Annotated in this window: 21 protein-coding genes; 15 read left to right on the top strand and 6 right to left on the bottom strand. The window is 41.3% G+C overall.

Translation table 11 applies throughout. From position 1 onward, the window contains the following. Positions 1-12: 12 nt before the first annotated feature. Positions 13-540, top strand: coding sequence for a hypothetical protein (locus tag KW844_RS09910; RefSeq protein ID WP_218376564.1), 528 nt, complete (start codon positions 13-15; stop codon positions 538-540). Here KW844_RS09910 and KW844_RS09905 read toward each other — a convergent pair. Continuing rightward, positions 537-968, bottom strand: coding sequence for a hypothetical protein (locus KW844_RS09905; protein WP_218376563.1), 432 nt, complete (start codon positions 966-968; stop codon positions 537-539). The two genes, KW844_RS09910 and KW844_RS09905, sit on opposite strands and share 4 nt — an antisense overlap. Positions 969-1238: 270 nt before the next feature. Here KW844_RS09905 and KW844_RS09900 point away from each other — a divergent pair, with 270 nt between their 5' ends. The 14 genes from KW844_RS09900 (at position 1239) to KW844_RS09835 (ending at position 13869) form a co-directional block, all read left to right on the top strand. Then, entirely contained in the window at positions 1239-2108 is an 870-nt protein-coding gene (locus KW844_RS09900) for an RteC domain-containing protein (RefSeq protein WP_218376562.1), read from the top strand. Positions 2109-2525: 417 nt separating this feature from the next. Then, on the top strand, positions 2526-2957 hold the full coding sequence (locus KW844_RS09895; RefSeq protein WP_218376561.1) for a hypothetical protein: 432 nt from the start codon (positions 2526-2528) through the stop codon (positions 2955-2957). 269 nt (positions 2958-3226) lie between these two features. Beyond that, the gene (locus KW844_RS09890) at positions 3227-3508 is read left to right on the top strand and encodes a DUF4134 domain-containing protein (protein WP_255578339.1); all 282 of its coding nucleotides are present in this window, start codon (positions 3227-3229) and stop codon (positions 3506-3508) included. A 5-nt stretch (positions 3509-3513) separates the two neighbouring features. Next, a complete protein-coding gene (locus KW844_RS09885) occupies positions 3514-3846 on the top strand; it encodes a DUF4133 domain-containing protein (RefSeq protein WP_218376559.1) in 333 nt (110 codons plus the stop codon). A 40-nt stretch (positions 3847-3886) separates the two neighbouring features. Further along, positions 3887-6328 carry a TraG family conjugative transposon ATPase gene (locus tag KW844_RS09880; RefSeq protein ID WP_218376558.1) on the top strand — a complete coding sequence of 814 codons (2442 nt, stop codon included), beginning with the start codon at positions 3887-3889 and terminating at the stop codon, positions 6326-6328. Positions 6329-6346: 18 nt separating this feature from the next. Beyond that, complete coding sequence (locus KW844_RS09875) at positions 6347-7018, top strand: conjugal transfer protein TraI (protein WP_255578332.1); 672 nt, start codon at positions 6347-6349, stop codon at positions 7016-7018. Between the two features lie 6 nt (positions 7019-7024). After that, positions 7025-7639 (top strand): hypothetical protein, encoded by a 615-nt coding sequence (locus KW844_RS09870; protein WP_218376557.1) that lies wholly within the window; start codon positions 7025-7027, stop codon positions 7637-7639. 4 nt (positions 7640-7643) lie between these two features. Further along, positions 7644-8294, top strand: a complete 651-nt coding sequence (locus KW844_RS09865) for a TerB family tellurite resistance protein (protein WP_218376556.1) — start codon at positions 7644-7646, stop codon at positions 8292-8294. Between the two features lie 31 nt (positions 8295-8325). Beyond that, positions 8326-9615 carry a conjugative transposon protein TraJ gene (traJ, locus tag KW844_RS09860; protein WP_218376555.1) on the top strand — a complete coding sequence of 430 codons (1290 nt, stop codon included), beginning with the start codon at positions 8326-8328 and terminating at the stop codon, positions 9613-9615. 58 nt (positions 9616-9673) lie between these two features. Continuing rightward, positions 9674-10291 carry a conjugative transposon protein TraK gene (gene traK, locus KW844_RS09855; RefSeq protein ID WP_218376554.1) on the top strand — a complete coding sequence of 206 codons (618 nt, stop codon included), beginning with the start codon at positions 9674-9676 and terminating at the stop codon, positions 10289-10291. Positions 10292-10300: 9 nt separating this feature from the next. Beyond that, on the top strand, positions 10301-10762 hold the full coding sequence (locus KW844_RS09850; RefSeq protein ID WP_218376553.1) for a hypothetical protein: 462 nt from the start codon (positions 10301-10303) through the stop codon (positions 10760-10762). Positions 10763-10767: 5 nt separating this feature from the next. Beyond that, complete coding sequence (gene traM / locus KW844_RS09845; RefSeq protein WP_218376552.1) at positions 10768-12081, top strand: conjugative transposon protein TraM; 1314 nt, start codon at positions 10768-10770, stop codon at positions 12079-12081. 30 nt (positions 12082-12111) lie between these two features. Beyond that, positions 12112-12954 carry a conjugative transposon protein TraN gene (gene traN / locus KW844_RS09840; protein ID WP_218376551.1) on the top strand — a complete coding sequence of 281 codons (843 nt, stop codon included), beginning with the start codon at positions 12112-12114 and terminating at the stop codon, positions 12952-12954. A 45-nt stretch (positions 12955-12999) separates the two neighbouring features. Beyond that, complete coding sequence (locus KW844_RS09835; RefSeq protein WP_218376550.1) at positions 13000-13869, top strand: hypothetical protein; 870 nt, start codon at positions 13000-13002, stop codon at positions 13867-13869. Between the two features lie 402 nt (positions 13870-14271). Here KW844_RS09835 and KW844_RS09830 read toward each other — a convergent pair whose 3' ends face one another. The 5 genes from KW844_RS09830 to KW844_RS09810 form a co-directional block, all read right to left on the bottom strand. After that, a complete protein-coding gene (locus KW844_RS09830) occupies positions 14272-14601 on the bottom strand; it encodes a TraR/DksA family transcriptional regulator (RefSeq protein WP_218376549.1) in 330 nt (109 codons plus the stop codon). Positions 14602-14605: 4 nt separating this feature from the next. After that, complete coding sequence (locus KW844_RS09825) at positions 14606-16147, bottom strand: SulP family inorganic anion transporter (protein WP_218376548.1); 1542 nt, start codon at positions 16145-16147, stop codon at positions 14606-14608. Between the two features lie 497 nt (positions 16148-16644). Then, positions 16645-16872 carry a helix-turn-helix domain-containing protein gene (locus tag KW844_RS09820; protein WP_218376547.1) on the bottom strand — a complete coding sequence of 76 codons (228 nt, stop codon included), beginning with the start codon at positions 16870-16872 and terminating at the stop codon, positions 16645-16647. 269 nt (positions 16873-17141) lie between these two features. Then, a complete protein-coding gene (locus KW844_RS09815) occupies positions 17142-17501 on the bottom strand; it encodes a putative quinol monooxygenase (RefSeq protein ID WP_255578331.1) in 360 nt (119 codons plus the stop codon). Between the two features lie 120 nt (positions 17502-17621). Further along, positions 17622-17837 (bottom strand): SRPBCC domain-containing protein, encoded by a 216-nt coding sequence (locus tag KW844_RS09810; protein ID WP_218376546.1) that lies wholly within the window; start codon positions 17835-17837, stop codon positions 17622-17624. Positions 17838-18067: the final 230 nt, after the last annotated feature.

The raw sequence follows: 18067 nt of genomic DNA, 5'->3' as shown, positions 1-18067 counted from the left end.
TTTGATAGCAACATGGAAAAGCCAAATTTTCAGGGAAAGAAGTATTCGCTATGTTTTCGGCTATCAGGAAAGCGAAAGAAGATCCTACGGACGATATTTGAGTATTTCGATCTTGATGGGCTGAAAGAACAGTTGGATTACTGGAAGTATGCTGCTTTGGTGAATGAGATTGGTATGTATGATAGCGGTAACGAGCGAAGGCAATTGATCGAGTTTTGTGCAGATTTGGAAAAGGTAATTGAAGTTTTTTATGTGATGAGTAAGCATAAGAAAAAGCAGTTGCAGCGTATACCTGCTGAATACAAAAAAGAATGGAAGAAATTTAATCGGTGTGCGATTCTCACAAAAAATGAAAAGAGCAATCTTGAGGGTGTATTGAAAATGTTTTCAGAAAAGCACATTCGGTTGTATGCTTTGGCTGAGGTTACGGATATGTTGGAAGCCGTAGTTACATTAAAGGAGCCTGACGATAGAAATAGGCATTCATCTATATCGTTTTTCCTTTGCATAAACGCATTACTGAATTTGATTTATACCTAAACTTGCCGAATATGCAACCAAAGGATCGTAGCAATCTTTTCAGCATTGCTCCACTTAATAACCTCTTCAGTAACGTACTCAACGGATGGCATAATACCTCTTGCTTCGAGTAATAGTATAAATTGTTCGTCTTCCTTTAACCGCTTCATGATCCGAACTATTCGTTTCGTGAAGCGGTAATTTATTGGTGTGTTTTCTCGCATTATTTTGAAAGTAGCATGAGGTGAAATATCTACTTTGAAGAATTTCAAAAGCTCATTGCCCAAAGCATCGCACAGCTCCATAAATCTTGCCTTACTTGGTGAGGCAATTTTATCATTGGTGCAAATACTATAATCGGTTACAATCATTACAAATTCTATAAATTCCTCTTTACTCCCTCTCCACATAATCGCTCCTTCTGGAATATCATTGCTATTTATATCCATGTCAGGAATATTTAAGGTATATCTACAGCATACAAAAACTATGCTTATAGCAATCTACATGCTTAAAATTTATCCACTTCTGATTTTGGTACAACTTCGTCAAAGTATCGTAACTGCCAACTGAAATTTAAGAAAATGAAGGTCAAATAAAACGCAGTAAAAAAATTGCCGATTTGCTGTTTTTAATTTCCTTTTTGCTATAGGTAAAAAGCTCATTTGCACAGCATTTGCGGTGAATACATTGTATATAAAGTTAAAAAACTATTCCCTATGCAGAAGCAGCGATATTCAAATTATGTATCGCTCCATAGCGAAATGGTAAATGAGCTGGAAAGGATAGAGAAAGAAGGTCTTAGCCCAATTGAATATGCACGCCGTGGAATTGAAACAGCGAAATTTGCTTTGGAGCATTTAAGGCAACACGTTATCGAACATGGGTTTGCCGATGAAGAAACGGAAATTTCTTTTTTCAAAGAAGTGAAGCCTCAGTTTATGAGCAAATTAATTTTCTTTCAGAAACTTTATGATCTGGAAGTGAAGCGACCGTTGAATGTAGACAAGATTAATGCAAGTAAATATTTCAGGGGTGAGATCCGTAAGGTGAAGAAACATTACAAGAAAAATGCCGCTCTATACTCTTATTACAAGTCAGGACAAACACTGATGGACAAGGTGTATTTTCTCAGGCGGTCAGGCGATTTGCAATACACGGAAGAATCCTACATGATAGTAGATACCTCTTTCCAAACTCTACATGATAGTACAATCTCAGAATTTGTTGCTGATGAAGCCTACTGTGATTATCTGTATAGGCAGTTGGCTTTAGTGGATACGGTGCAACAAACTTTGGGTTTTATACAAAATCAACCGAGTAAAGGATTGCGTTGGACTGGTTCAAAGACTGCTCTTACGGAACTTATTTATGCACTGTATAGTGCAGGCGTATTAAACGATGGAAATGCGGATGTAAAAGATATTGTTGTTGAAATTTCGCAGGCATTTAATATCGACTTAGGAAATTTCTACCGCACCTTTCAGGAAATCCGGTTAAGGAAGAAGGATCGCGTTTCTTTCCTAAATCAATTGATAGATCGGCTCGAAGACCGAATGAACTATTGGGATGAGAACCCGAAGCAATAGTAGCACCAGGACACTGCTGCAAATCAGTACCAATCTAGCTTATACCACATTATGCCGCTACTATGGCGGCTTTTCGTGAAACAATTTAAAAATTCCCACTTCGGCCCGAAGTGGGAATTTTTATTGCTCCCTTCGTGACCGATGTATGCGTGTATTGTATGTATATACGGTGAATATGGATGCACGCATTCTTTCTCCCGGCATTTTCTACCGGAGCATTCGGGCTACTGTAATGAGGATGTATGCGTGCGCGGCAGGGCATATATAAATATATGTATGCACGCATGTTTTCTGCCCACCTACAGGTTTCTACTGATCCTATCCAGTTCAAATATTTATTTCCACCACTTCGGTTCATAGTGTGAAAAACAGGTTGTGAACTATATCATTTTTGTGTAGCAATAAAAACGATGCACTATGATAACATGGACAACTTACCTGTTGTGGCTATGCTTACTGCTGGTAATCTATTACGCAATTGTTCTCTTTTTCTTTCGCGTGAAAGGTGGTTCGATTCTGAAAAAGAAAAGAAAGGTTGAGGAGAAGAAGGCAGTTGATAGTGTTCTTTTCAAAGAGAAGGAAGGCGATAGTGAAAATCAGGATGCAGCGACTATGGCACCGGTTCATTCACTCGTAGATGAACTACAGGCATTGGTTAGCCAAGCGGGAAAAGAAAGGATGAATAAGTGGGATTTATCCAGCAGTATAAAGAAGCTGTTAAGAAAGTATCCCAGGACTAAGGGAAGTATTTACCAAAATGGAATCACGAATCTAATCGAAGTTATTGCTGAAAGTCAGTGTGGCATTCATTTCAGCGCGGATGAATTGAGTGCTATGTGGGATGAGTGAACGCCACATTAGAAACACTCGTCGGCACCTGTGTGCAGGAAAACCAAGTGCGAGGGGTTAGGTGCGGAGTGTTTCTTTCCAGTCACGCAGCTAGTTGTCTGCGTTCGGCCCTGCCGTTACCTGATAGTGTTGAATGGTTTGTGAAATCGGGTCAGGTAGTGCGCAGGGCCTTTTTATGCCCATACTTTTTTGATAACAATAAAAGCGAAGTGTGTATGAAAATGAAGATGATTGATCGCTTTGGTAAGCGACTGCTGCAAAGGTCGGTGATGACAGCAGTTTCAGTAATGGTTACGGTATGCGTATATGCGCAGGACGGTAAAGCCGGTATTCAGGAAGCTAACACCAAAGTGCGTGGATACTTTGATGTTGGATGTGATCTCATGTATGCTGTAGGTGCAATACTCGGATTGATCGGGGCCGTCCGCGTGTATCAGAAATGGTCGAACGGGCACCCCGACACAGGTTCCACAGCCGCCGCGTGGTTCGGTAGCTGTGTTTTTCTCGTTGTTGTAGCGACGGTGTTAAAGTCATTCTTTGGCATAAACTGAGTAAGATGGCAAACAGTGTATACAAAATCAATAAGGGAGTTAATAATGCGATTGAGTTTAAGGGTCTGAAAGCTCAGTACATATGGTATCTCGGCGGCGGCTTAGTTTTGTCGTTACTACTGTTTGCCATACTCTATTTGGCTGGTGTGAACTCCTACATCTGTATTGCTCTAGTGGCTGGTCTTACGGTATTTCTCTTTATGCACGTCTACAAGTTAAGTAATAAGTATGGTGAGCATGGGATGATGAAGAAAATTGCCAGAAGGGGAATACCGAAAGTCGTTAAGAGTAACGACCGCATTGTTTTTAAAGGGCAATCAGTTTCTAAGCGGACGTGACGCTCTTATTTCTAATGGTAGATAAAAATGATTTGTGAAGATGGAAAAGTGGATGAAAGATATTTACCCCATAGCTGATATTGAGCATAATTGCATACTTAGTAAGCAAGGGGATATAACAATTGCGTTTCGGGTTGATCTACCGGAGATATTCACTGGTCATTCAGAGGACTTTGAAACATGGCATCAGGGGTTGATAAAGGCAATAAAGCTCTTGCCGAAGAATACGGTATTTCATAAGCAGGACTGGTTTGTTAAGAATCGGTATAAAGGTAGTTTCTCAGATGCAGACAGCTTCCTGAAGAAACGCAGTCAGGAGTACTTCAATAACCGCCCCTTTCTGGATCACCAGTGTTATATCATGATTACAAAGCGGTCGTCCGCACGTAAAGGATCTACCTCTCTTATGTCAAACCTCGTAAGACCGAATATAGTTCCGGCGCAGACGCTGAGCGAAGTTGCCCTACAAGAGTTTGAAGATGTTGCGGGACAGTTTCAGAAAGTGTTGGGTGATACTGGTATAATCTTGAACCGTTTGGGTGATGATGAGTTGAAAAGCCATGATCGGAGTGCGGGCCTACCGGAGAAATATATTTTTCTCCTGGATAAAGACGACGAGCTGATGGTGCAGGATGTTGAGCTTCGGGATAAGGTTATGATCGGAAAGAAGCGTTGCCAGCTATTTACCTTATCCGGTAACGATAGCTTACCCTCCTTCTGCGGTTCACGGATCAACTATGACAAGTTTAGCACCGACCGAACAAAGTTTTCAATTGGCTTTGCTTCTCACCTCGGTTTGCTGCTTCCCTGTAATCATATCTATAATCAGTATATAATCATCGATGATGCGCAGCAGACGCTCAAAAAGTTTGAGGGCAAGCGTCTACGGTTGCAGTCTTTAGCTGCATACAGCAGGGAGAATGCTATCAGCCGGGATGCCGTAAATGAGTTTTTAAATGAGGCGATCAGCCAACAGCGATTACCTGTTAAGGCGCACTTCAATGTTTTGGCCTGGTCTGAATCACCGGAGGAAGAAAAAGATATTCGTAACCTTATCACTTCCGCGTTGGCGCAAATGGATGCCGTCGCAAAACAGGAAACAATCGGGGCTGCTCAGATTTTTTGGAGTGGTATTCCCGGTAATGCTGCCGATTTTCCGGCCAACGATACGTTCGATACGTTCGCGGAACAGGCTTGCTGCTTTCTGAATTTGGAGAGCAACTATCGGTCTGATGATCCGAAGGAAAGTATTCGTTTCTGTGATAGGCTGACAGGTAAGCCGGTATTTGTCGATCCATATACAGCGCCACGTATGAAGGGCATCAGCTCCAACATGGGAACGCTGGTTTGCGGAACGTCAGGCGGAGGTAAGAGCATGACTGTAAATCACATGCTAAATTCCATGTATGAGCAGGGAGCGCATTGTGTGATTCTGGATATTGGCGGCAGCTACCGGGGGCTGTGTGATCTTGTCGGTGGCTATTACTTTACCTACACAGAACAAAATCCCATTCGATTCAATCCGTTTTACATTCCAGAGGGGCAGGCGCTTGATACAGAGAAGAAAGAAAGTCTGAAGTCATTGCTGGTGGCCTTATGGAAACAGGAAAGTGAATCCTTTAATCGGTCTGAATATGTCGCACTGTCCAATGCACTGACGGGCTATTACAAACATCTCGCTGGAAATGCCGATTTGTTCCCTTGCTTCAATACGTTTTATGAATATCTCCAGAACTTTTTCATTGACGAACTGAAACTTCACAGGCTTAAAGATCGTGATTTTGATATAGATAACTTTCTCTATGTGCTTCGTCCTTTTTATAAGGGTGGCGAATTTGATTATCTCCTCAATGCGGAAGGGAAACAAGACTTACTGAATCAGCGGTTCACAGTCATAGAGATGGACAATATAAAGGATCATCCGGTACTTTTTAGTGTTGTTACCCTGATCTGTATGGAGCTATTCATTTCAAAGGTTCGCAAGCTACATGGAATCAGAAAAGTATTCGTCATTGATGAAGCGTGGAAGGCCATTGCGAAGCCCTCGATGGCGGAGTTTACCAAATACGGATTCAAAACGTTTCGGAAGTTCAATGGTGTTCCCATAGTCATCACTCAGGAATTAGACGATTTGATTTCTTCACCCGTAATAAAGGATGCAATCATCGCAAACGCTGATGTGAAGATTCTTATGGACATGAGGAAGTTCATGAATAAGTTCGATCAGTTACAGGCAGTGCTTGGGCTGTCAGAAAAAGCGAAGTCCATTCTGTTAAGTGTGAATAAAGACAACCGTGAAATATTCATGGAGATCGGAGGACAGATTGCCAAAGTATATAAAAATGATTTATGCCCGCAAGAATATTTCGCATTCACTACAGAAGGCAGGGAACGTGTGAAGGTATTGGAGTATGCCGAAAGTCTTGGTAGTATGGAGAAGGCTATTGAACAAATGGTGCAGGATAGGGAAAAAATTGTGTAACGCCTAATTTAAATGTGTATGAAAAAGGTAGTTGTGGGGTTGGTTCTTTGTTTCTGTATGGTGCTTGCGCCGACTAAAAAGAGCCACGCGATTATATGGGAGGTCGCTCGTCAAGCATTGATTGCTGCAATCAAAGCTGCTGACCTGGCTGTACAGAGGTTGCAGAATAAAACAATTTGGTTACAAAATGCGCAGAAAGAGGTTGAGAATATACTCACGAAGCTCAAACTGGATGAAATATCAGATTGGACTAAAAAACACAAAGAGCAATACCAGCAATACTTCGATGAGTTAAACAAGGTGAAGCAAGCGATCAGCGGGTACAAGCGCGTGAAGGAAATTATTAATAAGCAAATCGCAATTGTTGATGAATACAACAAGGCGTTTGCCCTGTTCCGTAAGGATAAGCATTTTACTGCAAAGGAAATTGATTACATGACAGAAGTTTATACAGGGATCATTGATGAGAGTTTGAAGAATATCGATAACCTGTTTCTTGTCATCAATTCCTTTTCGACAAAAATGACGGACGGGAAAAGAATAGAGATATTGAACGGTGTGGCTGAAAGTATCGACGTAAACCTGAACGATCTACGAGCTTTTAATAATGAGAATAAGAAACTGGTACTACAACGGGCCAGAGATCAAAAGGATGTTGAGCAAATTAAATTGATGTACGGCATAAAATAGTGTGTTATGAAAGTGGTGGTGTTTTTATGTGCTTTTATCGCTTTACATTCTTCAGCATATTCTCAGAACAATCAGATAAAGCTGTATATACAGCAGATCGCAGCCAATAAGGTCTATTTAGAATACCTGCAAAAAGGCTATAAGATTGCCCGTCAAGGGTTGACTTTCATCGGTAACGTGAAGGATGGACATTTTACGCTCGACAAAGATTTTTTTCTTTCGCTAGAAACAATTAACCCAAAAATCCGGAATTATTCAAGAATAGCTGAGATAGTCAACTATAGCCTGATTGTATCGGCGGATTTCAATAGAGTGCTGAAGGATATGAGGAATAGCAAGGTGTTCGCCGTATCGGAAGTGGACTATGTAAGCGGTGTCCGAACGCGACTGCTGGTAAGCTGTGAGAATCTGCTGATGGATCTTGTGCCGTTGATCACCTCCGGGCAAATGGAACTAAGTGATGATGAACGCATCGAAAGGATTGATGCTATTCATGTGGACATGCAGGAATGCTATCTCTTTACAAAGAATTTTTGCACCTCCACAAAAGTACAGGTAGTGCAGCGTCAGCACGAGTTGAGGGATGTACAAGTCATGAAAAAGGTAACAGAAAAAAAATGAGTTTATGAAAAGTGTTGTGTTACGTTTTGGCATCATGGCCTGCGGAATATTCATTGTATTTGCTGCGGTGCCGATCAGGAGCAATGCACAAGCAAAAGAGCTTGCTCAGTTGGCTTTGAATATTGAAAAGCTGGCACAATTCAAACAAATTTTATCTGATCTAAAAAAGGGATATGAAATTCTATCTGGCGGTTATAATACAATCAAGAACATCAGTCAAGGAAACTTTCAGCTACATAAGGTTTTTCTCGATGGATTAATGGAGGTGAACCCTGCAATCAAAAGGTATAGCCGTGTAGCAGATATAGTGGATTATCAGATTTCGCTGGTGAAGGAATATAAGAAGGCATTTCAATACGCAAAATCATCAGGCAGTTTTACGATTAAGGAGATTGACTATATGGGAAGGGTTTATGGACGTTTATTCGATGCCTCCTTGCAGAATCTGGACGATCTTTTTACTGTAATAACGGCCAGCAACCTACGAATGACTGATGAGGAACGACTGAATGCAATAGATAAAATTCATTCGGAAATGCTGGATAAGTTGACTTTTCTTCGGCATTTCAACAGCTCCAATTCCGTTATGGCTTTGCAGCGGATGAAAGAACAGAAGGAGGTTGATCGGATGAAAGCCATTGAGGGGTTTGAATAGGAAAATTTATGAATTATTGAAAACGTGATGTATGAAAGTGTGGTTAAAATCCTTGTTAGTCGTGGTATTGATGGTTACCGTGCCTGTTCTAGCGTTTGCGCAATTAGGTGAGGCTGCTGGCGATATTAAAAGCCTGCATACAGTGCTTGACGAGCTGTATAAAAAGTTGATGCCATTGTGCAAAGAGCTGATAAATGTGGGGCGTGGCATCGCTGGATTTGCAGCGTTATGGTATATCGCAGCAAGAGTTTGGGGGCATTTGTCCAGGGCGGAGCCGATTGATTTTTATCCATTATTCAGGCCGTTCATAATAGGCTTTGCAATACTGATCTTCCCATCAGTGATTGCGATGATAAACGGTGTGATGCAGCCAACGGTGTTTGGTACTGCAAAAATGGTTGATAAAGCGGATGAATCTGTTGCGGCATTATTGAAGCAAAAGGAAGAAGCTATCAAGAAAACAGATGTTTGGCAGATGTATGTTGGCCCAACCGGTGAAGGTGATCGGGAGCGGTGGTACAAATATACACATGATGGACAGTCAAGTGAAGATGAAGGTTTCTTATCGAGCGTGGGGAATGACATTATGTTTGCTTTCGCTAAAGCATCGTATAATTTCAGGAATGCAATTAAAGAAGTGATAGCTGAAGTTTTACAGCTTTTGTTTGCTGCCGTGTCTTTGTGCATTAATACGATGCGAACGTTTAACCTAATCATTCTGGCAATACTAGGGCCGCTCGTTTTCGGGCTTTCTGTCTTCGATGGGTTCCAGCATACCTTAAAGCACTGGCTGGCCCGATACATCAATGTATTCTTATGGTTGCCAATAGCACAGATTTTTGGAGCTGTGATAGCCACGATACAGGCCGAAATGCTGAAGATTGACTTAACTCAAATTGGTCAAACAGGCGATACTTTCTTTAGCAGAACGGATTTAGGCTATATGGTGTTTTTGATTATCGGAATCTACGGTTATACGACTATTCCAAATATTGCGAACCATATAATGTTTGTTGGGGGTGATGCGCTCACCGGCAAAATGACTGCTGCATTGGGTGGTGCTGCTGGTGCGGCGGCTGGCGCTGCAATGACGGGTGCGGGAATGGTTGGTCGAGCTGCTGGCGCTGCTGCCGATGGTTTCGGTCATATGATGTTTGCTGATAACAATTCCGTTGAGGCTGGTTTGAAGAATCTTTACAATGCCCCGGATCACATTAAAGAGGGATATAATTCTGGCAGTACAGGGAAAGGCATTGCCGCCAGTGCTGGCCGTGCATATGGGCATCTAGCCAATAAGTTGAAAGGGGGTGATACTTCATGAAGTAGGCACCCGGTAAAAAATGGCTTGAAACAAAGTGTTGAAAGAAAAGTGAGCGTGTATGTTTCAAAAAATGAAAAGTATTCAGGGGGCGTTTTCGCATGTCCGGTTATTCACAATGGTTATTATTCTGCTGTCTTTCTGTTTATGCGGGTTCACTATATATAAATCCATGTTGCTGGCATCAAAGACGCAGGATAGAATTTATGTTTTGGCAAATGGAAAAATTCTGGAAGCGTTTGCCAGCGAAAAGAAAGACAACATTCCCGTAGAAATCCGGGATCACGTCAAGATGTTTCATTTCTACTTTTTTACGTTAGACCCGGACGAAACAGTTATCAAGAATAACATTGTACGTGCATTGTATATGGCTGATGTTTCCGCAAAGAGGCAATATGAGAACTTAAAAGAAAGCGGTTATTACAATAACATTATTTCAGGCAATATTTCCCAGAAGATAGAGGTGGATAGCGTTTCTGTTAATGTAGATCAGTATCCTTATTACTTCCGGTGCTACGGGCACCAGCGGATTATTCGTGCTACGAGTATCGTCACTCGTACTTTAATAACGGAAGGATTTATACGGAATATTTCTCGAAGTGATAACAATTCGCACGGGTTCTTGATCGAAAGATGGGCAACGTTGGAAAATAAAGATTTGAATACAGTAGAGCGTTAAACGTTTTTTATGTGGAAGATATTTAAGCGTAAGACCGGGCGTACTTCTATCGTTCACGCTCTTTTCGAGCGTTGTTCCTGCAAGGTAGAAGGTTATCAAAGACGCTATGCAGATTATCTGAATAAAAAAGTGGCTGGCTGGTCTGCTTTCAGGGTTAAGGTAGTGCTGGTGGTATTCATTCTGTGCTACATTTCAGTTACTGCATTAGTACTGATAAATGCGGCAGGTTCTTCAGATAGCCATATTCGGGTACAGCCAATCTATCAGCCCAGGAATGTGATCTCTCCTGATATAAAGGACTATGAAACTGAGCCTATTTATATGACATGGAGGATTCGGCGGTTCCGCAAATATCTCGATAGCCTGAAAGCTGATATGCCAGGAAAGGCAGTCTATGACAGCATTGTGGCGGCAAGGCCCGGACTAATTGATAGCCTTACGCAAATAGAAGCATTGGAAAATAAAAAATGAGGTGTATGAAAAATGAGGAAAGTGCAGTAAATGAAAAGCTGCGAAAACAAAAACAGTTTCTAATAGTGATGCCCATTCTGGTACTTCCTTTTTTAACAATTCTACTATCATCGTTCGGTGTAATCAGTAGAGATGGTAAGAAGGTGATGGCAGACGTAAAAGTGCAGGGCATTAATACCGATTTGCCGGGAGCAAAAGCGTCTGCTGACAGCAGTTGGAATAAGCTCATGTACTACGAAATGGCTGATAAGGATTCGGCAAAGTTGCGTACTCTGAAGGAGAAAGATCCGTACTACACACCGCCTGCTGTGCATGAAAATATTTTTAGCATGGACACGTCAGAAAATGGTTTCGGTAGCGAAAGGACGTATAGTACGGGTCGGTATGGTATTACAGGAACAGGGAGAGATGAAAATGAGGAAAAAGTTTACCGGAAGATAGCGGCTATAAATGATGAGCTTAACCGCAGTTCAGCAAGGGATCAGGTATATCCTAATGCCCCTGATAATACGAAAGACAAAGTTGAAGTGCAAGGCATTGACCGGCTCGAAGCGATGATGAAGGAAATGAGCGAAGACAAGCCAGATAAGCAGATGGAGCAAATTTCAGGTGTTTTGGAAAAGATACTGGATATACAGCATCCCAACCGTGTAAAGGATCGAATACAGGAAATGTCTGAAGTGAACAGAAGTCAGGTATTTACAGTGAAGACCTCGCGGGGGGATGATTTGGTATCACTGATGGAGGCCGATACCGGTAGGAAAAATTCATTCCTGGATTCATTGAGAGCAGCCCGAAATGGCACCTTCAACAGATTCTATTCACTGGAAGATGAACAGAGTGAGGTGAAGCAAAACACAGTACGTGCTGTCATTGCTGAATCGAAGGAAGTAATGGATGGTTCAAAAGTTCAGCTTCGGCTTTTGGAAGAAATATATGTTGCCGGCGTTCGTGTCCCAAAAAATGCGTTCGTTTGGGGCAAAGGAAAATTAGCTGAGGGTCGGTTCGTAATCAATATCACTTCAATTCAATCCGGGAATAATATTCTACCGGTTGATCTCAGTGTATATGATATGGATGGGATCATAGGAGTTGATGTAAATGCGAATATGGCAACAGAGGTTACAAAGCAGACAACTGATCAGGCAATTCAAAGTCTGAGTATAGCCAGCCTTGACCCAAGTATTGGAGCGCAGGCAGCAAGCGCCGGTATTCAAGCGGCGAAGTCGTTAGTCGGGCGGAAAATGAAAGTAGTCAAGGTTAACATCCGAAGTGGTTATGATGTGCTGCTGGTTGATAATAATGTAAAGAACCGATAATTATCGAGTAAACTAAAAAAAAGAGAGAATATGAAAAGGTTATGTGTTGCATGGATTGTGAGTTGTATTCTTTTTGTTACTGCCAACGCTCAGGATGTAAACGATCATCCTGAAATAAGGGCGAAGGAGATAGCCCCATATATGTTATGGGTGAGCCTTAACCAAACGAGTAACCTCATCTTTCCTTATGAAATCAAAAGTGTTGATCGTGGTAGTAGTTCTATACTGGCACAGAAGGCAAAGGGAGCGGAAAATGTATTGCAGGTGAAAGCAGCCAGCGCCAATTTTTCTGAAACGAATCTTTCCGTAATTACTACTGACGGTAGACTGTATTCCTTCCTGTTGAATTATTCAGAAGAACCTTCCGTTTTGAATCTGCGGTTTTACAAAGTTGGTGATGACGGGCGAAGCGTATTGATTAAAGGAACTGAGCATGACAAGGAATTTTACAAATTGACAAGCTCGGAGGTAGAGGAGAACAGAAACTTCTTGCGAAAGCGGGTTTCTGAACAGATGATAACACTTTCACTTGAAAGTATCTATATGCGGGAGAACACGATGTTCTTCAAACTTTCTATTCACAATAATTCACTTATTACCTACACGCCGGATTACATAAAGTTTATTGTTAAAGATCGAAAGAAGGCAAAGAAGACCGCTATTCAAGAAAAGGCGATGGTTCCCAGTTTTGTTAGTGATCATGAAGGTGTTACTGGTAATAGTGCTGGTATTATTGTCTTGGCGTTTCCATCTTTTACAATTCCTAAAAATCAGGACTTGCTTATTCAGATTGGTGAAGTGAATGGCGGTAGGCTACTTTTTTTAAAGATCAGGTATAAAGTATTACTGAAGGCCCGGCCACTGATTGATTGAAACGGCTGAAAAATTCAGCTTTACTGAAACCTTAAATTTTATTTTATGGAAGGAAATGATAACAATCTTACGCAAAAGCACTTTATGCTCATAGGTATGAAGGAGGCATATAATGATGATTTAATACAGAAGATGAAAGAAGGGAATCCCTCCATTGAACACAATTACTCGAAGCTATATGAGGATGGAAAGAGTGATACTGTTTTTCATCTGAGGAAATCGGCAACTACGGGTGACTATTTCCTGAATAAGTTCACCATGTCTGCGCAAAAGGGCGGGAATGGGGAAACGCGAACCCATACGTTCTATATGAATCATAAAAAGGATGATGAGGGCGGGCAAAAGGTAAAGGACAACTTTACCTATAAGATGGCCTTTAATTTTCTGCAAGGCAGACCAGTTCACCATTCTAAAAGTGATTCGTGGGAAAGGATTAAGCCAAAAGAGAAATTGCAGAATGGCAATTATAACTCGGAGCGATTTGACAAGGCATACGGGTACAATTTGGGCAAGGTGATAGATGAATATTCAGTAGTGTATAAAGGTGCGTTGAAGGAATCCCTGGAAAGAGGCAATCTTCAAAAGGAAAAGTTCCTCAATAAAGACGGACAACATGAAGAACTTTATGTTACACCCGGTATCCGGTCAGGAAGCCTTGTTCTCCTTGATCTGGATAAAAAGCCTGTACCTCTCGATCAACAGATTGAAAAAGGATTTATCAGTGAAGATTTGGGGCAAAAATTGAAGCAGCGGCAGCACGAACAACAGCAAAAGACAAAAACGGAGAATAAGCAGACAAATAAACAGACGGAGAAACCGGGCGAAGGGAAGAAGCAATCGACAAAGAAAAGTCAGCAGCAGGAAAATGGTGAAAAAAAAACTGAGGGAAAACGACAAACACAGAGAGCGGGATGATGACGTTTGAGAATTATATTGCTGACTTTATGGATATGGTAGGGGAAGATCCGAAGATGGGGCCGAAGCACGTTAGCCTGATGCTGGCAATCCTGTATTTTTTTTATCGGCAAGGCTGTGTAAATCCAGTACAGGTTTTTTCGGCCCAATTACGTGGGCAGGCTAAAATACGGTCGGAAAGGATTTACTACTACTGCATGAAGGATTTGAAAGAATGGGGCTACATTAAATTAAATCCATCGTTTAAGTCCGGAATACCTAGCGACATAACAATAAGGCATATCGGCAGTAAAGGCTAGTTGAAGAACTATTAATAATCCAAATCATTGAAAAAAAGTTTAGGGTGGGAATCATACTCTCCCTAAACTTTTTCTTTGTTGATTGGCATGTTCTCTCAAGGATTTAGGCACAGCTTATGCAGCGAGTGCTGTCAGGAATTGCTTTTAATCTGTTGAATGGAATAGGGCTACCACACCTTGTACATTTACCATATTCACTATCTTGAATTTTGAAAAGTGATTCTTTTAGGCGGCTGAGTTTTTGTTCAGCTTGACGGAGTGCAGCTTCCATGACACTTTTATTATTAATGGCGTCCATTCTACTCAGACGTCCAATAGAATCATCTGGCGCAACTGGTTGCGTCATTTCTCTGTATTCTGTAATAGAATTTTCTGTCTGAGAAATTTTCTTTTCAATAACAGCTTTAAGTTCTTGTTTTTGTTCAGGTGTCATAGTGTTAAATTTTATCTACCGCAACCCTATAATGAGGGTCTTCCATCACGTTAACCTCAATTAATGAAGAAGCATTTTTCAAAAGCAACTTACAATCTTCGCTTAGGTGGCGCAGGTGCAGGGTTTTTCCTACATTTTTGTATCGCTCCGTGAGCTTGTTTAATGCCTCAATTCCGCTCATATCTACCACTCTGCTATCTTTAAAGTCAATTATAACTTCGTTAGGGTCATTCAAGACGTCAAACTTTTCATTGAATGTTGATATTGACCCGAAGAAAAGAGGCCCGTAGATTTCATAGTGCTTGATGCCTTGTTCATCAACATATTTTTTTGCCCGGATTCTTTTAGCACTTTCCCAGGCAAAGACCAGCGCAGATATAATTACACCGATCAGTACCGCTAAGGCCAGATTGTGTAACAGTACAGTGATTGCGGCGACCAAAATTCCTACGAAAATATCATGTCGTGGCATCTTCCCGATCATCCTAATACTCACCCATTCAAATGTACCAATAGCCACCATTATCATTACACCAGTAAGTGCGGCCATAGGTACTTTTTCAATCAGAGATGAACCAAACATGATAAAAACCAATAACATTACTGAGGCGATAATGCCGGAAAGCCTTGCCCTTGCACCGGATGAAATATTAATCAGGCTTTGGCCGATCATGGCACAGCCGCCCATTCCTGAAAATAGGCCGGTAACAATATTAGCGGCTCCTTGCGCCACTGCTTCTTTATTGCCTCGGCCGCGACTTTCAGTGATTTCATCAATTAGATTTAATGTCAGTAAACTCTCAATTAAGCCAACACCAGCCATTATTAGTGCATAAGGGAATATGATCTTTAATGTATCCAACGAAAACGGCAGTTCTGGAATATGGAATGGGGGAAAACCTCCTTTAATGGACGCAATATCTCCAACAGTCCTGGTATCAACGCTTAACCCTATTACTATAGCAGACACAACCAGTATGGCCACTAATGAAGACGGTATTGCTTTCGTGAGTTTGGGCAATCCCCATATAATAAGCATTGTAAGTAATACTAACCCGATCATCAGGTATAAAGGCGTTCCACTCATCCAATGCAAGACCCCGCTGGCATCTGTTGTTTTGAATTGTACCAGTTGCGACATAAAGATTATGATTGCCAAGCCATTTACAAAGCCAAACATTACAGGGTGGGGAACTAGCCGTATAAATTTTCCCAAACGTAAAAGCCCTGCAATTACTTGTATTAAGCCCGCCAATACTACAGTGGCAAGTACGTATTCAATGCCGTGTGATTTAGCCAATGCTACAATCACTACAGCGACTGCACCAGTAGCCCCGGAAATCATACCCGGCCTGCCTCCGAAGATTGATGTAACAAGACCTATTGTAAATGCGGCGTATAGACCAGTTAAAGGTGATAACCCTGCTATGAGAGCAAATGCAACGGCTTCAGGAATTAATGCGAGTGCAACGGTAAGTCCGGATAGAATTTCTGTTTTGTAATTTACTTTTTGCTTAAAGTCAAATAAATTCAAGTAAGCCTTCATGGTCATGATGGTTTATAAACTGAGGTAAATATGTAAACTGAATTATATAAAATAGAAACAATGCCCCGCTGTTAACGGCGCATTAGACAGGAGAATCCTGTATGTCAAGGTGGAGTAACTGTAGAAAATATATTTCTTTTATTCATTTCGGGTGCGAAGGTAATATTTTTTGTAATATTTAAAAAGATATATTAAAAAAATATATACAAATAATGACTATTGGCGATAATATGTCATGCTAAATCTGCCAATTTACGAAGATCGAAAACAAAAAGGTTCGAGTTTTGTACCATAGGGTTCACCACAAAAATATCAAGGTTATTAAAGCCGCTTAAATCACCCGATTGAAGCGGCTTTTTGTTTAGGCCAATAAAAGGCCTGAGGATCATCCTATGCATCCTATATTATGGGAACTAATAATGTAAATGACGCAGGTATAATGCCAACCATACGTTAATCAGGATAATCACCGTATAGGGAGTAAATACCACTAATACCTATACGCTGATTTTATATGCTTTCTGAAACGTTGCCGTTAAATCACTACCCCACTTCTCCATTTGAGTAATAATTGGAAGAACAGACTCGCCTAATTCAGTTAAATAATATTCAACCCTTGGTGGCAACTCAGGATAAACAACCCTTCTTATAATACCATGCTCTTCTAATTCTTTCAATTGCAAAAATAATACACGTTTGCTGGCATCAGGATTATGTCTGGCCAACTCACTGGGCCATTATGATACAGTGATCTGCTGCAGCGGCTTTTCGATTGGGTTTACAAATCCGGGAGTACAATGGCCCATGGAGCAGACATTTAATTATCAACAACAGATACCAACTGTTGGGATTGCAGAATGGGCAAGGAGAAATATTGTTTTATGATCATGAATCTGGGACCCAGAGGGATCATTTGATAAACATAAGACCTGCGCGATGCGCGCAGGTCTTATGTTTATCAGGGTTTGGAAAGAATAGGAACAGTGGTCCTTCCCTATTCTTTCAACTTCTTAAACACCTGCACCGCCGCCTCCATATCCAGCGCCGCCATTTCCACCAGTTTCAATGACTTGACCATAGCCAATGTGGAAGTTTTGTATTTCAGGAAATGCTCCGATTTAAGATGGTCCTGGTAGGCTTGCTGGTCTTTATAAATCTCCAATATGCGTACCCGTTCAGGATGCTCCTTTTCAAACATGGGAAAGATAGCAATCACCCCTTTCTCCAGCCGAACCGAGGCCTCCGCTTCATACTTGAGTATTGACTTATATGCTTCCAGCTGCTCAGGATGGATATCTATCTCGGCTATACGCACCATTACCCCTGGTTGCTGTGCATAGGCGTGGTTGCTCATAGATAAAAGTATTATGCTAAAAAATATTACGTAACGAAATACTACCCGCATGAATTTAAATTTATCCATGAATATAAGATTTTCATCTACCTTTCCCACCCCTTCGGCTATACGATTATCTTATTCCCTCCAACTAATCACACCTTTGTCTTCGTACGCTTGCCCCTTCCATTCACCCTGCCAAACAATCGCACTCCCTTTCTCCCAATCAGATTTCACCTGCGTGCCAAACATATACTGCTTAATCGCAGCAGGGTCCGTTAAGACTTTCCACACCTGCTTTTCATCTCCCTGAATAAAAACTTCAGCTGTTGCAGTCAGATTTTTAGGTTCCATATTTATATAATTTTATTCCAGCTTACCGCCACAAATATTACACCCAGGCAGCTGTTTTATTTTCTTTTTGTACCAGGCAGTTGAATTACTATTAAACATCCTTGCGTCGCACTCTTCAACCGCAGGAATTCTATTGGACTCAGTCTTGACTAATGTTGCCACGCATATAATACTCAAATAAAAATATGATTGCAAACGATTGCAACTTTGTGAAATTTTACTATTTTGTC

The sequence above is a fragment of the Chitinophaga sp. sic0106 genome, from assembly GCF_019219075.1.
Taxonomy (GTDB): domain Bacteria; phylum Bacteroidota; class Bacteroidia; order Chitinophagales; family Chitinophagaceae; genus Chitinophaga.
This window is presented reverse-complemented; position numbering and strand designations above follow the sequence as displayed.

Coding starts and splice junctions, on each gene's coding strand:
- KW844_RS09895 (WP_218376561.1), top strand. CDS start 2,526: ATGATAACATGGACAACTTACCTGTTGTGGCTATGCTTACTGCTGGTA.
- KW844_RS09910 (WP_218376564.1), top strand. CDS start 13: ATGGAAAAGCCAAATTTTCAGGGAAAGAAGTATTCGCTATGTTTTCGG.
- KW844_RS09810 (WP_218376546.1), bottom strand. CDS start 17,837: ATGGAACCTAAAAATCTGACTGCAACAGCTGAAGTTTTTATTCAGGGA.
- traN (WP_218376551.1), top strand. CDS start 12,112: ATGAAAAGGTTATGTGTTGCATGGATTGTGAGTTGTATTCTTTTTGTT.
- KW844_RS09825 (WP_218376548.1), bottom strand. CDS start 16,147: ATGAAGGCTTACTTGAATTTATTTGACTTTAAGCAAAAAGTAAATTAC.
- KW844_RS09890 (WP_255578339.1), top strand. CDS start 3,227: ATGACAGCAGTTTCAGTAATGGTTACGGTATGCGTATATGCGCAGGAC.
- KW844_RS09835 (WP_218376550.1), top strand. CDS start 13,000: ATGGAAGGAAATGATAACAATCTTACGCAAAAGCACTTTATGCTCATA.
- traJ (WP_218376555.1), top strand. CDS start 8,326: ATGAAAGTGTGGTTAAAATCCTTGTTAGTCGTGGTATTGATGGTTACC.
- KW844_RS09815 (WP_255578331.1), bottom strand. CDS start 17,501: ATGAGCAACCACGCCTATGCACAGCAACCAGGGGTAATGGTGCGTATA.
- KW844_RS09880 (WP_218376558.1), top strand. CDS start 3,887: ATGGAAAAGTGGATGAAAGATATTTACCCCATAGCTGATATTGAGCAT.
- KW844_RS09900 (WP_218376562.1), top strand. CDS start 1,239: ATGCAGAAGCAGCGATATTCAAATTATGTATCGCTCCATAGCGAAATG.
- KW844_RS09885 (WP_218376559.1), top strand. CDS start 3,514: ATGGCAAACAGTGTATACAAAATCAATAAGGGAGTTAATAATGCGATT.
- KW844_RS09905 (WP_218376563.1), bottom strand. CDS start 968: ATGGATATAAATAGCAATGATATTCCAGAAGGAGCGATTATGTGGAGA.
- KW844_RS09850 (WP_218376553.1), top strand. CDS start 10,301: ATGTGGAAGATATTTAAGCGTAAGACCGGGCGTACTTCTATCGTTCAC.
- KW844_RS09870 (WP_218376557.1), top strand. CDS start 7,025: ATGAAAGTGGTGGTGTTTTTATGTGCTTTTATCGCTTTACATTCTTCA.
- KW844_RS09830 (WP_218376549.1), bottom strand. CDS start 14,601: ATGACACCTGAACAAAAACAAGAACTTAAAGCTGTTATTGAAAAGAAA.
- KW844_RS09875 (WP_255578332.1), top strand. CDS start 6,347: ATGAAAAAGGTAGTTGTGGGGTTGGTTCTTTGTTTCTGTATGGTGCTT.
- traM (WP_218376552.1), top strand. CDS start 10,768: ATGAAAAATGAGGAAAGTGCAGTAAATGAAAAGCTGCGAAAACAAAAA.
- traK (WP_218376554.1), top strand. CDS start 9,674: ATGTTTCAAAAAATGAAAAGTATTCAGGGGGCGTTTTCGCATGTCCGG.
- KW844_RS09865 (WP_218376556.1), top strand. CDS start 7,644: ATGAAAAGTGTTGTGTTACGTTTTGGCATCATGGCCTGCGGAATATTC.